A 14832-nucleotide genomic window follows, 5' to 3' on the forward strand; every position below is an offset into this window, starting at 1 on the left:
TAACGTGCGGTTTTGTACGCTCAAACTTTTCCTTGGCCATTGCCCTCAGATCCTATTATCCGAACCAAAAAAACACGTAGTAACCCACCGCACGAGCCGACGGGTTGCATCATAAGAATATTGGAGCGGGTGAAGGGAATCGAACCCTCGTCGTAAGCTTGGAAGGCTTCTGCTCTACCATTGAGCTACACCCGCATATTTATGCTGCGAGCTCTCGCGAGGGCGAGAGAGTGGTGGAGGGGGCAGGATTCGAACCTGCGTAGACTAAGTCGGCGGATTTACAGTCCGCTGCATTTGACCGCTCTGCCACCCCTCCATCAGGGTCGTAACGCCATCCGGGTTTGACCCCGGCCTCGTTGCGGCGAGGGAGGGAATACGGCGAAGGCACCTACCCTGTCAACAGCAAAAAAAGCACGAAATCGTATTTCCTTTCCTATATGTTCGCCAAGTTTCGCCGATCAAACGAAGCAAACTGCATTCAGTCCCCTACGGCCCGGAGGTTTCCGCCATATGTCGCGTCGCAATAAATCCCGTTCAGGAAATCGTCATCAAGGTGACGGGGCACCCGATGCCCTCCCGCAAGGCGATGAAAACCGTGAAGGCAATTCGCGCCGCGGACGAAAACGCGGCCGTGACGGTGGCGGATCGGGTGGCAATTCGCGCCTGATTCTATTTGGGCGTCACCCGGTGATGATGGCAATAGCCAATCCGCAGCGCACGATTCACAAAATCTGGGCCACCGAAAACACCCGAGATGAAGTCATGGCCGCCCTTGCCGATGCCGAGCGCGATGACATCGCGGTAGATTCGGCCGGACGCACCGACCTTGATGAAATGCTGCCGCCGGGCACCGTGCATCAGGGCATGGCCATGCATTGCGCCCCCCTGCCCCAGCTTTCCGTCGAAGAACTGATTGCCGATCACCGCGATTCCGAGCAATGCACGGTTCTGATCCTTGATCAGGTGACCGACCCGCATAACGTTGGCGCGATCCTGCGCAGTGCGGCGGCCTTTGGCGCATCAGCGGTTATCGTGCCCGACCGTCATGCCCCGCCTGAAACCGGCGTGCTTGCCAAATCGGCCAGCGGCGCGCTTGAAACCGTACCCTATATCCATGCCGGCAACCTGAACCAGACGCTTGATAAGCTTAAGGGCGCGCATTTTTGGCTGGCGGGTATGGATGGCTATGCCGAACAAACCCTGGCCGAAGCCAAACTGCATGGCCGTGTCGGGATTGTGATGGGATCCGAGGGTGAAGGCCTGCGCCGTCTGACGCGTGAAAGCTGCGACTTCCTGGTCAAGCTTCCGATGTCGGATCGCATCGAAAGCCTTAATGTTTCAAACGCAGCCGCCGTCGCGCTTTACGAGCTGTATCGCAAGTAGGTCACAGCCCACGAACACGCGCGTTTGAGGCGTTTTCACGGGATGTAAATTTCCGTGCTTCAAACTCTTGCAATCATCAGCGGCCCGGATTATGTTCGCGCCGCTCACGCCGGCATAGCTATAATTGGTAGAGCAGCTGATTTGTAATCAGAAGGTTGGGAGTTCGAGTCTCTCTGCCGGCACCATTAAAGAAAACCCCGCAAGCCATCGGCTGCGGGGTTTTCTTTTGGCGTTACATCGAAATGCTATCTGGGCAGGCCTTCAAGCTGATCAATTTCATCAAGCCCGTGGTCCCAGCTCGCCTTGCTGCCCATCATGATGTGGGCGTTCGGGCGTATCGAGACCGCGGTTTCAAGGCTGCCTGCCGGCACCACCAACAGCTTGCCGTCCATCTGCGTGTAGGGAACGGCCGCGCCGCATGTTTTGCAAAACGCCTTTTGATGGCGCGTTTCGGGCACGGTGTAGGACTGGATGTGATCCTGACCGTCTATCCAAGACAGCGTGGCCTTGGTTGAGAACAGATTGGCTGCGTGCGCCGATCCTGTGTCCTTTTGGCAATATTTGCAGTGACACAGGAAGAACGCACCGAAACCCCCCGTGATTTCGTAGCGCACAGCCCCACACAGACAACCGCCTTGATGTTTATCAGCCATGACCACCCCCCCTGCCCTAGCCGTCGCGTCTGGACGACGCATAGCGTTCCGAAACGTCGTAATAGTCATCAAAACCGATGCGTTGACGCAGGTCCGCCCAACTCATCAGTTTGTCATCGCGCGGCTGGCCGACCTTCATGGTTTGCAGGCATTCGACCATGGCCTTCATGGCGGCGGCCATCAGCGATAGCGGATAGGCCGCGATCTGATAGCCGATCTGTTTGAGCTCTTCGGGCGACAGATCCGGGGTTTCGCCACCTTCCACGATATTGGCCATCTTGGGGCCGGGAAGTTCGGCACAAAGGGTGCGCATTTCATCGAGGGATTTGGGGGCCTCGACAAACAGGATGTCGGCACCGAGTTCCTTGAACTTTGCGGCACGGTCAATCGCCTCGGTCAGGCCATGTTGATGACGGGCATCTGTGCGCGCCAGGATCAGGATGTCCGCCCCGGCTTCACGGGCATCGACGGCGGCCTTGATGCGGTCAAACGCCTCATCCCGGCCGACGACTTCCTTGCCCTTGGTATGGCCGCAGCGTTTTGGTGCCAGCTGATCTTCGATCATGACGGCTGCACAGCCTGCCTTGGCAAATCCGGTGACGGTCCGCCTGACATTCATCGCATTGCCGTACCCCGTATCGCCGTCCCCGATCACGGGGATCGATACCGCATCGGTGATGTTGCGGGCCTGATCAAGGACCTCGCCATAGGACATCAGGCCCAGATCAGGTTCGCCAATCCGTGCAGCAGAGGTCGCAAAGCCCGACATGAAGGTCAGACCGAATCCTTCCTGTTCGATCAGTTTGGCGGAAAGCGCATCAAAGCAGCAGGGCATCGTGATCAGATCACCGGTGGCAAGCAGTGCGCGCAGGGTATCGGCAGGTGATTTTACTTTACTCATCGGTCTTTACAGCTTGAAGGGAATATAAAGGGCGAGATCGTGCCACACATACAAAAGGGCGGCACAAGCAAACATCAGCAGCAGGAACGGCGCAACACCGCGGGCAACCTCGCCCAGTCTGGCCTTTGCCACCGACTGGATCACATAAAGGTTAAGCCCGACGGGTGGCGTGATCAGGGCACATTCGACCATGATCACCATGTAAACACCAAACCAGATCGGATCGAATCCGAGGGCAAGGGCGGCTGGCAACAGAACCGGTGTCATGATCAGCACCATCGAAAGCGCTTCGAACACCAACCCCATCACCAGCAGAACCGCTGTGACAATCAGGATGAAACCAAGTTCGGTATCGACCCCTTGGGTGATCATCACCGAGATGTCCTGCGGGATGCGATAAAGCGTGATCGCCTTGCCAAAGACCTTGGCCCCGGCAATGATCAGAATGATCGCAACCGTGGTTGCCATGGAATCGAACACCGCCTTTTTAAGCGCATCCCAAGTCAGAACCCGCATGATCGGGCCGGTGATGATCAGGGCGGCGGCAAAGCCGATGGCCGCGGCCTCGGTCGGGGTGAAGGCCCCGGAATAGATGCCCGATATGATCAGCACGGCCAGAACAACCGATGGCAGAGCGCGGATGGTGGCACGTTTGCGTTCGGCCCAGTCTTTTTTCGGTTCAAGTTCCTGTCCGCCCATACGGGCGTAAATCATCGAAAAGATGATAAAGAACACCAAAAGCGCGATGCCCGGACCGATCCCGGCCAAAAACAGCGAGATCACCGATTCTTCGGTGACAAAGCCATAAATGATCATCGGGATTGATGGCGGGATCAGAATGCCAAGGGTGCCGCCCGCGGCCAGCAATCCATAAACAAACCGCTTGTTATAGCCACGATTGATCATTTCCGGGATGGCAACCGTGCCGATGGTTGCCGCCGTCGCAACCGAGGACCCGGAAATGGCGGCAAACACACCACAAGACAGGATGGTCGCCACCGCAAGCCCACCCGGCCAATGGCCGACCCAGGCACTGACAGCAGCAAACAGGTCATTGCCGACACCGGCACGCAGCAGAATGTTTGACATCAAAAGGAACAGCGGCACGGCCAGCAGGATAAACCCATCAAGCGTGGACAAAACCGCCTGTGGTGCCATCAGCGGCGAAAAGCCACCAAGGATCAGCATGGCAAGGCCAAGCCCGCCGAGCGCGAAGGCAACCGGCACACGCATCAGAAGCAATGCGAACATCGCGGCAAGGGTCAGGACGATGGTCATTCGTGCGCCCCTTTCGGAATATCCTTGCCGCGTGCAAGACCGATAATCTCGATCACCGCCTGAATGGCAAGCAGTGCAAACCCGATGGCGACAGGCAGTTCAGCAACCCATGCCGGAAGATCAAGCATGGTGCCGCTGGTGCGGCCGCGCTCGAAGCTTTCATAAAAGATTTCCCAGCCCTTGATCGTCACCATCACCGAAAAGGCCAGAATGCAGGCCATGGCAATGATTTCGACAAGGCGCTGGACCTTGGGCGCGAGAAGACGGGTGATTGCATCCACCGAAATATGGCGGCGTGCGGCCAGTGCCCAAGGCATCCCCAAAAGCGATCCCCAGATCAGACACAGTTGGGAAAGCTCGGCTGCCCAGATGGTCGGGCGCACAAAGAAATACCGTGCCAGCACTTCATAGGTCAGCATGCAGCCAGCAAGCACAAACAGGATGGCCGCGACCCACGCAAGAATAAGCGTCAATCGATCAAACATGATTTAAACAGTGCATGTTGGAAAACAGGACGTCATCACCACACGGTATGGACACTGGCCCAAGCATGCGCGGTGATGACAACAAATCAAAATACGCCCCGGTCGGCGTCCATGGGCGATCATGCAGCGCATGGCACATGGCACCCGACCGGTGACGTCAAATCCTTAGAACTTCTGGGCGGCCTCGAAGACCTGTTTGCCAAGATCACCGGTATTGGCAAGGAATGCCTCGTAAACCGGTTTGGCAGCTTCGCGCCATGCAGCCATTTCTTCCGCCGTCGGGGTGTAAATAGTCATGCCGTTGGCTTTGGCTTCGTCAAACGCCTCCGCCTCGATCGTCGACATGCGATCACGCACATCGTTCTCGGCATTGATGGCCGCGGTTGAAATGATGTCACGCTGCGCATCGGTCAGGCCGTTCCAGAAGTCGGTATTCACAACGACGATGAACTCGATATCGGCATCGTTGGTGGTGGTGACGGTGTCCATGACTTCCCAAAGTTGACGGGATTTCACACCCGACATGCCGGTCATGCCGACATCAACCGTGCCACGCTGATAGGCGATATACTGCTCGGAGCCTGAAATCAGGGTCGGTGCACCACCGGCAGCGGAGATGAAATCACCCTGGGTTTTCGAGAACACGCGAACTTTCTGGCCTTTCAGACCATCCGGACCTTTGATCGGGCCACCGTTCGACAGCATGATCGACCCGCCATAAGCCTGCCACCACAGAACCGTCGAACCGGTTTCAGCAATGGCTTCATCAAGCGGCGCACGTACCGGGGAATCCGGGGAAACGGCCTTACGAACCTTTTCTTCGGTATCGAGCAGGAACGGCTGATAGAAGATATCAACCGCCGGGACATCACCAACATAACGTGTCAACGACGCGACACCCATTTCAATCGCACCCGATCCAACGGCAGCAGGAACTTCCTTGTCCTTGTAAAGCTGGGCCGAATCGTAGATCTGGACTTCGATATCGCCGTTTGATTTTTCCTCGACCTCGTTCTTGAACATCAAAAGGTTCTGACCGAGGTGGCTTTTCATCGGCAATTGCAGGGAAATACGCAATGTCAGGTCTGCGGCCTGAACCGTGCCGGAAAATCCGACGGCTGCCATCAGTGCGGCAGCAAGGGCAAATTTTTTCATGATGGACGTCCTCCGAGAACTTTTATTCTGTTTCTTCATTCAGGACGGCAAGGATGCGCCCATTTTTCGGCGGTGTTCAACATGTTTTGACTACGGCGAAACCCTGACCGGGCGGCTCACAGTGCGGCGCACATAAGACCAGAACTCAGCAAGATGAAGACATACAGACGACAAGCACAGCTTCGATAACGGCACTGCGGTATTGAAATAATTTGCGATGGAAATATCCATGCGTCTCGTCTGGCATGCCAGAATGATCGTTCTGAATACAAAACCGGGAATCGCAAGCCGTTTCAAAACACTATCTGATAATGCGCTTATACATCACAGTGGTGCCGCTGAGCTTTTCGGAGTCCGGATCGCGGGCAAAGTCCGGGATGACACCGGTGGTCTCGAACCCGAGCGAGGTATAAAGAATCTCGGCACTGTCGCCGGTTCGGGTATCAAGCGTCAGCAAGGTTCGCCCAAGTTCACGTGCGCGGTTTTCGGCCGCCTGCATCAACAGCCGGGCAATGCCCCGCCTGCGACAATCGGGGCGCACCATCAGTTTGCTGATATCGCCGCGATGGGCCTGATTGGGCATGGTGTCATAATCAAGCTGGACCGTGCCGACCACGCGATCCTGATCAAGGGCAGCAAACAGGACCCGTTTTCCACCCTTAAGTGCGGGGATGGTTTTATCGCGCCAAAAAGCTTCCGCCTCGCCGACCGGGAAGGGTTCGATAAAACCAATGCTGGCCCCGTCATGTACGCAGGCATGCAGCATGTCGGCGAACTGATCCAGGCGCGCTGTGACGCCATCAGCATCAAGGCTGACGATATCGAGATCGGGGGCGGTGTGCGTCGTTGATGGCATAACGGTTCTTTCGCTTAATCGATGATAAACAGGTGATATTTCGCACCCTGATCGCGGGGCGTTTGAAACACATTGCCACCACGCAATTGATAGCGCAGGCAATCGCCCGCCGTCAGGTGATGGGTTTGGCCATCGACTTCCATCGAAAGCGCGCCAGACAGCATCACCAAATGATGTTCAAGCCCATCCCTCGGCGATCCGTCATATTCAATGCGCTGGCTGGGGCCGATTTCGACTTCGATCACCTCGCCCGACAATTGTTTGGATGTCGGGGAGACCAGCCGTCTTTGATAGCCAGTATCAGGATCAGTCCAGACTTCCTGATCGGCACGCACAACAAGTGGCACAAAATCGTCTTCGACCATTTGCATCAGGCGTGACAGGGTAACGCCAAAAGCAACACACAGCTTTCCCAGCACATTGGCAGTCGGGCTGACCTCGCCCTTTTCGATCCGCGACAGGCTGGCGCGACTGACCGCACTTTTTTGTGCAAGCTCATCAAGCGACCACCCCCGTTCGGCGCGCAAAGCGGCCAACCGTTGGGCCAGTCTTGTTTCAATCTCATCCATGGCGACATCCTTTAATCTCATATTTGGGATATTTTTCCATTAATGAGAAATCGTCAAGATGAAAAAACCGGCCCTGCTTTCTTGGCAGGACCGGTTCATCGTCGACATTAGGGCATTACTGCCAATAACCGCTGGGTCACGCGTTGGCCGCCGGGATGCGTGCAATCACCTTGATTTCGAAATCAAAACCGGAAAGCCAGGTAACCCCGACTGCTGTCCAGTTCGGGTAAGGCGCCTGATCAAAGATCGCCTCCTTAACTTCCATGATGTCTTCAAACTGGTTTTCCGGGTCGGTGTGGAAGGTCGTCACGTCAATGATGTCATCAAAGCTGCATCCGGCGGCCGCAAGGATCGCCTTGAGGTTATCGAATGCGAGTTCGACCTGCTTTTTGAATTCAGGTTCCGGGGATCCGTCTTCACGACTGCCCACCTGGCCAGAAACAAAGAGAAGATCGCCGGATTTGATGGCCGGGGAATAGCCATGCGCGTCATAAAGCGCATGGCGGTTTGGCGGAAAGACGGCTTGGTTTGCGAGGGCCATGAAGACCTCCTTGTTCGGGTAAAATTCGGTATCTGTGGTATTTCGAATTCAGTTCAGATACGCTGCGTATGTGAAGAAGATATATTCACATACGCAGCGTATGTCAATTCACATACGTCACGTATGTTAAACTGGAGTGCCCGATGGCTGCCAAAACGCGCGCTGAAAAAATGGAAGAAACCCGCATCAAATTGATCAAAGCGGGACGCAAGGCCTTTGCCGAAAAGGGTTATGCGGAAGCCTCAATGGACGAGCTCACCGCAAGTGCGGGGCTGACGCGCGGGGCGCTGTATCACAATTTCGGTGACAAGCGCGGGCTGCTGGCGGCTGTGGTCGATGAAATAGACTCCGCCATGGCACAACAGGCCAAGGATGCGGGGGATGCCGCAGGTGGCGGCTGGAACGGATTGATGGCCGAGGGCAGGACATATATCGAGCTGGCCCTTGATCCCGAAATACAGCGGATCGTTTTGCGCGATGGCCCGGCCTTTCTGGGCGATCCATCACAGTGGCCCAGCCAAAACCGCTGCTTGCAGGCGACAATCGCAACCCTAAGCGAACTGGCCGATCAGGGTGCGATCAAACCGGTCGATATCGAAGCCCTGGCAAGGTTGCTAAACGGGGTCGCGTTGAATGCCGCCCTTTGGGTCGCGGCAAGCGATGATCCGAAAGATACCCTTGGCAAGGCAATTGCCGCCTTTGAATGCCTTGCGGCTGGCGTATTGGTAGCGCCCAGTGCCAAATGATGGTGGCGTGAATTTGACCACCGCGCGCAATCGAACGCGCGATCACATTCCGGCCCCTGCCCCGTCAAAGAAGGTCGGGATTATTTGCCATTTTCAAGGTCAAAGCCCGCACGGGTCCAGCTTTGAATGCCGCCTTTAAGGTTACTGACGGAGCAATCGACATGGGGCAGAACAGCGTTGGCCGCCCCAAAGGAACGCTGACCAACAGCACAGACAAAGACCAGGTCGGTATCGCTTTCATCGGTCAGGTCGACCAACGCCGGGATATCGAAGTTCGAGGTCGGAATATTGATCGCGGTTTCAATATGGCCGGTTGCAAATTCTTCGGCTTCGCGGACATCAATAATGGTGACGGCTTCTTCGCCGATCAGTCGATCAAGTTCATGCGGTTCGATAAACTGTACGGTTTCGTCGCTCATTGTGAAGTCCTTTGGTGGCTTTTGCGGCCCGATCCTGCCCACTTGTGATAGCTGTCGGCTTGCGGATTTTGCAAATGCAAAATATTTTTGTGCAAGGCTGTGGGAATGAAAGCAGCATCAAAGCTGGACGAGCGGTCACTTACATGTGAACATGAACACACGATTTTACGATGTTCGACAGAAGTATCGTCTTGCGAAATCAGTTCGTTATTCCCACGTCTGAATAACAGGGCAAATTGCCTCGGCAGGCTCAAAGGTCACTTTGAAATTCATTCGACAGAAGCCTGCCCCGACACATTGATGGTCGGTTTGTTGGTCGCCGCAACGGGACCCAAAAAGAGTCTGATCAACACTGCACTACGGCGCTGACGCCGCAACTGCACAATCGAATTTTCACACGTTTGGCATGATCCGCCAGAGATTAACCGCGAACGCCATTTGTTAATTCATGACCGTCTGGCGGAGTCCCTTCACAGGAGACCTGCCGACGCCACCAGATCAGGATCGGGTTCGCCCCGTCCCGTGCAAAAGCAAAACGCAAAAATTGCGCAAAAACAGGATTGAGACAGGAAACGTAAGTTTGACAGTGCGATAACGTTTGAAAGGAGACCGCGCCATGGCTGAGAAGGATATCTTCGAGCTGTATGCGGAAGGCTATGACGGAAAGCAGGAAACTGAACTGACCATCCGCGATTACCTTAATTTGTGTCGCGAAGACCCAAGTGCCTATGCCTCTGCCGCTGAACGCATGATCAAAGCGATTGGCGAGCCGGAACTGATCGACACCTCGACAGACTCCCGACTTGGCCGCATTTTCCTGAACCGAACCATCAAACGTTATCCCGCCTTTGAAGATTTCTTTGGCATGGAAGAAACCATCGAGCGCATTGTCGGTTTCTTCAAATATGCCGCCCAGGGTTTGGAAGAACGCAAACAGGTTCTTTATCTGCTCGGCCCGGTTGGCGGGGGGAAAAGTTCCCTTGCCGAACGGCTGAAAGAGCTGATGGAACGTGAACCGATTTATGTTCTTAAGGCCGGCGATGAAATCAGCCCGGTGTTCGAAAGCCCGCTTGGCCTGTTTAACCCGGCCAAGATGGGCGATGCGATCGAAGACAAATACGGCATTCCCAAACGTCGCCTGACGGGGCTTATGTCGCCATGGGCGGTCAAGCGTCTTGATGAGTTTGGCGGGGATCTTACCAAATTCTCGGTCGTTAAACTGATCCCGTCACGCCTGCGCCAGATCGCGATTGCCAAGACCGAACCGGGTGATGAGAACAACCAGGATATCTCGTCACTTGTTGGTAAGGTCGATATCCGCAAGCTTGAATATTTCAGCCAGAATGACCCGGATGCCTACAGCTATTCCGGTGGTTTGAACCGCGCCAACCAAGGCATTCTTGAATTCGTCGAGATGTTCAAGGCGCCGATCAAGATGCTGCATCCGTTGCTGACCGCCACACAGGAAAGCAACTATATCGGTACGGAAAACCTTGGTGCCATTCCGTTCCAGGGGTTGATCCTTGCCCACTCGAACGAGGCTGAGTGGCAGACATTCAAGGCCAACAAGAATAACGAGGCCTTCATTGACCGAATTTCTGTGATCAAGGTGCCCTATTGCCTGCGCGTCACCGAAGAAACCATGATTTACGACAAGCTGTTGCAAGGATCAGAGCTTGAACATGGATCCTGCGCGCCGGGCACCCTTAAAATGCTGGCACAGTTTTCCGTACTTTCGCGGCTGCAGGAACATGAGAACTCCAACCTCTATTCCAAGATGCGCGTCTATGACGGCGAAACCTTGAAGGATGTCGATCCCAAGGCAAAATCCATGCAGGAATACCGCGATACTGCCGGTGTTGATGAAGGCATGGACGGCATTTCAACCCGCTTTGCCTTCAAGGTGCTGTCAGAAACCTTTAACCACGACACGCATGAAGTCGCGGCGGATCCGGTGCATCTGATGTATGTGTTGGAACAAGCCATCCGGCGCGAACAATATCCGGAAGAACGCGAAAAGGCCTATATGGACTTCATCAAGTCCGAACTGGCCCCGCGCTACGCCGAGTTTATCGGGGCGGAAATCCAGAAGGCGTATCTGGAAAGCTATTCCGATTACGGTCAGAACCTGTTTGATCGTTATGTCGCCTATGCCGATGCCTGGATCGAGGATCAGGACTTCAAGGATCCCGATACCGGTCAGCTTCTGGATCGCAAGATCATTGATCAGGAACTGTCGAAAATCGAGAAACCGGCGGGTATCGCCAATCCCAAGGATTTCCGTAACGAGGTCGTCAAATTTGCCCTGCGCGCACGTGCCAATAACAAGGGCAAGAACCCGTCCTGGACGTCCTATGAGAAACTGCGCGATGTGATCGAGAAACGCATGTTCAGTCAGGTCGAGGACCTGCTGCCGGTGATTTCGTTCGGCTCGAAGAAAGACAGCGAGACCGAGAAGAAACACAACGAGTTCGTCAAACGCATGATCGATCGCAAATATACCGAACGCCAGACGCGTCGTCTGGTCGAATGGTACATGCGCGTCAATAAGGCCGGTTAAGCTCCCCCCCCCCTGTCTTTCCCGGCCCAACCGGGCGGCTTTGTCCCTTGTCCGCCCGGTTACCTCTTCGCCGCAGGATGTGGCCACGGCCCGTTTTATCCGGGTCACGTCCTGCGGAACTTCAAGGCGCAAGCGACCTGCACAACGCGCTTTTGAACCGTGCAAGGATGTGACTGCCCATGCTTTATATCGTTGACCGCCGCAAGAACCCGACCGGCAAAAGCCTTGGCAACCGGCAACGTTTCATGCGTCGCGCAAAGGCCCAGATCAAAAAGGCGGTTGAAAGCACCATCCGGTCGCGTGGCATTACCGACATCTCCAGCGGCGACCAGATCACCATTCCCGGCAAAACATTGAAGGAGCCGGGCTTTCACCACATGGGACGTGGCGGCAACCGCAATTATGTGCTGCCCGGCAACAAGAAATTCGTTCAGGGTGACCGTATTGCCCGTCCGCAAGGCGGCGATAGTGGGTCTGGCGGATCGCAAGCCAGCCCCGATGGTGAGGGCGAGGATGAATTTCAGTTCACCCTGACCCGCGACGAGTTCCTTGATATCTTCTTTGAAGATCTTGAACTGCCGGACCTTCTGAAAAAAAGCCTGAAGCAAACCACCGCATTTCGAAATGCGCGCGCAGGCTTTTCGGTTGAGGGTACCCCATCAAACCTTAGCCTTGTGCGCACCATGCGCAATTCGCTGGCCCGGCGCATCGGGCTGCGTCGCCCGAAAACGGCCGAGGTGCGCGAACTTGAAGAAAAGATATCAGCCCTTCAGGCCAAGGCGGAAAAACGCCCGAATGGCAAGCTGACCAAAACTGACGAGGATACGCTTCATACCCTGCTGGCTGATCTTGAAGAAGCCAAACGGCGGATGAAGGCGATCCCGTTCATTGATCCGATTGATACGCGGTTTAACCAGTTTCAACAGATCCCCGATCCCAATACACAGGCAGTGATGTTCTGTTTGATGGATGTGTCGGGATCGATGTCCGAACAGATGAAGGAGCTGGCCAAGCGGTTCTTCATGTTGCTTCACCTGTTCCTGCATCGCAAATACGAACATGTCGAGGTGGTGTTTATCCGCCATACATCGCGCGCAGCCGAGGTGGACGAGGAAACCTTTTTCTATTCGCGCGAAACCGGCGGCACGATTGTTTCCACCGCACTCGAGGAAATGAAAAAGGTGCTGGTGGATCGTTATCCCACCGATCAGTGGAACATCTATGCCGCGCAGGCGTCTGATGGCGATAACTATTCCAATGACGGGGCAAAATGCACCGCCCTTCTGGCCCAGGATCTTTTGCCCAAGTGCCAGTATTACGCCTATATCGAAATCACTGACGAGCGTGAGGCCGAGATTTTCGCCGCCGCCGAAGGCGAAACCGCCCTTTGGAAATCCTATGCCCCGCTTGCCAGAGACAATCCGCGCTTTGCGCTTAAACGGGTAACCAAGGCAGCCGACATCTTCCCGGTATTTAGAGAACTGTTTGCCAAAAACCGTGCGGAGGCAGGCCGATGAGCTCCAAGACCAAATCCGCCGACAAACTTCTTTTCACCAGTGCCGACTGGGACTTTGAGACATTGAAAGCCACTTATGACGCGATTGAGGATATCGCGCTGAATGAGCTTAAGCTTGATGTCTATCCCAACCAGGTCGAGGTGATCACGTCCGAGCAGATGTTGGATGCCTATTCATCGATTGGCATGCCGTTGATGTATCACCACTGGTCGTTTGGCAAACGCTTCGTGCGCGATGATGTCATGTATCGCAAGGGCTATCAGGGACTGGCCTATGAGATCGTGATCAATTCCAACCCTTGCATTTCCTATGTGATGGAAGAAAACACCATCGTTATGCAGGCGCTGGTGATCGCGCATGCGGCGTTTGGCCATAACCATTTCTTCAAGAACAATTATCTGTTCAAGCAATGGACGGATGCCGACGGCATTCTGGATTACCTGCAATTTGCCAAAAGCTATATCGCCAAGTGCGAAGACCGATACGGCTTTGACGCGGTTGAACGCATTCTCGATGCGGCGCACGCCCTGATGGATCAGGGGGTGAACCGTTATTCCCGGCCTGAAAAACCCAATCTTGCGGCCGAGCTAAAGCGTGAACGTGAACGCGCCAAGTATGAAGACGAGACATATAACGATCTGTGGCGCACCCTGCCCCAACCTGATCAGGGCGATCAGGACATGGACGAGCTTAAACGCAAGATGCGGGTCGAGGAACGCCGCGCGCAGTTCGGCTTGCCGGAAGAAAACCTGCTTTATTTCCTCGAAAAGAATGCCCCGACCTTGCAAGCCTGGGAGCGTGAGATTTTGCGCATAGTGCGCAATATCGGGCAGTATTTCTATCCGCAGAAACAGACCAAGATGATGAATGAAGGCTGCGCGTGTTATGTGCATTACGCCATCATGAACAGTCTTTATGACAAGGGTCTGATTTCCGAAGGGGCGATGATGGAGTTCATCGACTACCATTCGCGCGTCGTGTTTCAGGCCGAATATGATGATCAACGCTATTCCGGCTTTAACCCCTATGCGCTTGGCTTTGCGATGATGCAGGACATCCACCGCATCTGTGTTGATCCGACCGAGGAAGACCATAAATGGTTCCCCGATATTGCCGGCAACAATGAGCCGGTCGAGACCCTTAAGGAAGCGTGGGCGCATTACCGGGATGAAAGCTTTATCCTGCAATTCCTGTCCCCCAAGGTGATGCGCGACATGCGGATGTTCATGATCGATGATCTCAGTTCATCACCGCATCTCGAAGTCGCGGCCATCCATGATGATAATGGGTATCGCAAGGTGCGCCGGTCCTTGGCGCGCATGCATGACATTTCTGTTCGTGAGCCCGACATGCAGGTGGTCGATGTCGATATCCGTGGCAACCGCCAGCTTTACATTCAGCATACCGAACATGAAGGCATCCGCCTTGAAAAGTCGGAAGCGGAAATGACGCTTGGCTATATAGGGCAGTTGTGGGGCTATGGCGTTACCTTGCAGGCCGTCGATTATGAAAGCGGCGAAATCCTGCATGAGATGAATTACACACCGGATGATCTGGTCGGTAACTAACCACGACCTTCGGGCAAAAAACAGACCTTTGAAATCCGCGCCCAAATGGGTGCGGATTTTTTGTTTCGGGTTTGGAAAAAGCCGAACCGATCAGGCGATGGATAATGATTTCATTACGTTGCCTGTTATTCCCACTGCCCGGACTTCCGTCTTCATTGAACCGTCATGCATTATCGAGCAACTCCGAATTGATAGATCGGT

At 54.8% G+C, this 14832-nt stretch carries 14 protein-coding genes and 3 tRNA genes; 6 read left to right on the forward strand and 11 right to left on the reverse strand.

From position 1 onward, the window contains the following. Positions 1-121: 121 nt before the first annotated feature. Both TH2_RS19130 and TH2_RS19135 read right to left on the reverse strand, forming a co-directional pair. Positions 122-195: transfer RNA gene (locus tag TH2_RS19130), tRNA-Gly, on the reverse strand. 36 nt (positions 196-231) lie between these two features. Further along, positions 232-316, reverse strand: a tRNA-Tyr gene (locus TH2_RS19135). Between the two features lie 194 nt (positions 317-510). Between TH2_RS19135 and rlmB the strand changes: the two genes are divergently transcribed. Both rlmB and TH2_RS19145 read left to right on the forward strand, forming a co-directional pair. Continuing rightward, positions 511-1383 carry a 23S rRNA (guanosine(2251)-2'-O)-methyltransferase RlmB gene (gene rlmB / locus TH2_RS19140; RefSeq protein ID WP_008892100.1) on the forward strand — a complete coding sequence of 291 codons (873 nt, stop codon included), beginning with the start codon at positions 511-513 and terminating at the stop codon, positions 1381-1383. Positions 1384-1491: 108 nt separating this feature from the next. Beyond that, a tRNA-Thr gene (locus TH2_RS19145) sits at positions 1492-1568 on the forward strand. Positions 1569-1628: 60 nt separating this feature from the next. Here TH2_RS19145 and TH2_RS19150 read toward each other — a convergent pair. The 8 genes from TH2_RS19150 to TH2_RS19185 all read right to left on the reverse strand — a co-directional run bounded on the left by TH2_RS19150 (position 1629) and on the right by TH2_RS19185 (position 7821). Then, positions 1629-2036 carry a GFA family protein gene (locus tag TH2_RS19150; protein ID WP_008892101.1) on the reverse strand — a complete coding sequence of 136 codons (408 nt, stop codon included), beginning with the start codon at positions 2034-2036 and terminating at the stop codon, positions 1629-1631. Positions 2037-2052: 16 nt separating this feature from the next. Next, the gene (locus tag TH2_RS19155; RefSeq protein WP_008892102.1) at positions 2053-2937 is read right to left on the reverse strand and encodes an isocitrate lyase/PEP mutase family protein; all 885 of its coding nucleotides are present in this window, start codon (positions 2935-2937) and stop codon (positions 2053-2055) included. Positions 2938-2943: 6 nt separating this feature from the next. Beyond that, on the reverse strand, positions 2944-4215 hold the full coding sequence (locus tag TH2_RS19160) for a TRAP transporter large permease (protein WP_008892103.1): 1272 nt from the start codon (positions 4213-4215) through the stop codon (positions 2944-2946). Beyond that, positions 4212-4700, reverse strand: a complete 489-nt coding sequence (locus TH2_RS19165; RefSeq protein WP_008892104.1) for a TRAP transporter small permease — start codon at positions 4698-4700, stop codon at positions 4212-4214. The genes TH2_RS19160 and TH2_RS19165 overlap by 4 nt, the downstream gene beginning before the upstream one ends. 165 nt (positions 4701-4865) lie before the next feature. Then, positions 4866-5855: a TRAP transporter substrate-binding protein gene (locus TH2_RS19170; RefSeq protein WP_008892105.1), complete on the reverse strand. Its 990-nt coding sequence runs from the start codon at positions 5853-5855 to the stop codon at positions 4866-4868. A 301-nt stretch (positions 5856-6156) separates the two neighbouring features. Next, positions 6157-6711, reverse strand: a complete 555-nt coding sequence (locus tag TH2_RS19175; protein WP_008892106.1) for a GNAT family N-acetyltransferase — start codon at positions 6709-6711, stop codon at positions 6157-6159. A 14-nt stretch (positions 6712-6725) separates the two neighbouring features. Continuing rightward, positions 6726-7280: a helix-turn-helix domain-containing protein gene (locus tag TH2_RS19180; RefSeq protein ID WP_008892107.1), complete on the reverse strand. Its 555-nt coding sequence runs from the start codon at positions 7278-7280 to the stop codon at positions 6726-6728. Between the two features lie 136 nt (positions 7281-7416). Further along, a complete protein-coding gene (locus TH2_RS19185) occupies positions 7417-7821 on the reverse strand; it encodes a RidA family protein (protein ID WP_008892108.1) in 405 nt (134 codons plus the stop codon). Positions 7822-7964: 143 nt separating this feature from the next. On the opposite strand from TH2_RS19185, the gene TH2_RS19190 reads away from it, so the two are divergent. Further along, the gene (locus tag TH2_RS19190; protein WP_008892109.1) at positions 7965-8567 is read left to right on the forward strand and encodes a TetR/AcrR family transcriptional regulator; all 603 of its coding nucleotides are present in this window, start codon (positions 7965-7967) and stop codon (positions 8565-8567) included. A gap of 80 nt (positions 8568-8647) precedes the next feature. On the opposite strand, the gene TH2_RS19195 is transcribed toward TH2_RS19190, so the two are convergent. Next, positions 8648-8986 (reverse strand): rhodanese-like domain-containing protein, encoded by a 339-nt coding sequence (locus TH2_RS19195; RefSeq protein ID WP_008892110.1) that lies wholly within the window; start codon positions 8984-8986, stop codon positions 8648-8650. Positions 8987-9602: 616 nt separating this feature from the next. Between TH2_RS19195 and TH2_RS19200 the strand changes: the two genes are divergently transcribed. The 3 genes from TH2_RS19200 (at position 9603) to TH2_RS19210 (ending at position 14631) form a co-directional block, all read left to right on the forward strand. Next, on the forward strand, positions 9603-11546 hold the full coding sequence (locus tag TH2_RS19200; RefSeq protein WP_008892111.1) for a PrkA family serine protein kinase: 1944 nt from the start codon (positions 9603-9605) through the stop codon (positions 11544-11546). A gap of 179 nt (positions 11547-11725) precedes the next feature. Beyond that, positions 11726-13063, forward strand: coding sequence for a YeaH/YhbH family protein (locus TH2_RS19205; RefSeq protein ID WP_008892112.1), 1338 nt, complete (start codon positions 11726-11728; stop codon positions 13061-13063). Continuing rightward, the gene (locus TH2_RS19210) at positions 13060-14631 is read left to right on the forward strand and encodes a SpoVR family protein (protein WP_008892113.1); all 1572 of its coding nucleotides are present in this window, start codon (positions 13060-13062) and stop codon (positions 14629-14631) included. The genes TH2_RS19205 and TH2_RS19210 overlap by 4 nt, the downstream gene beginning before the upstream one ends. Positions 14632-14832 lie beyond the last annotated feature (201 nt).

Source organism: Thalassospira profundimaris WP0211, assembly GCF_000300275.1.
GTDB lineage: Bacteria > Pseudomonadota > Alphaproteobacteria > Rhodospirillales > Thalassospiraceae > Thalassospira > Thalassospira profundimaris.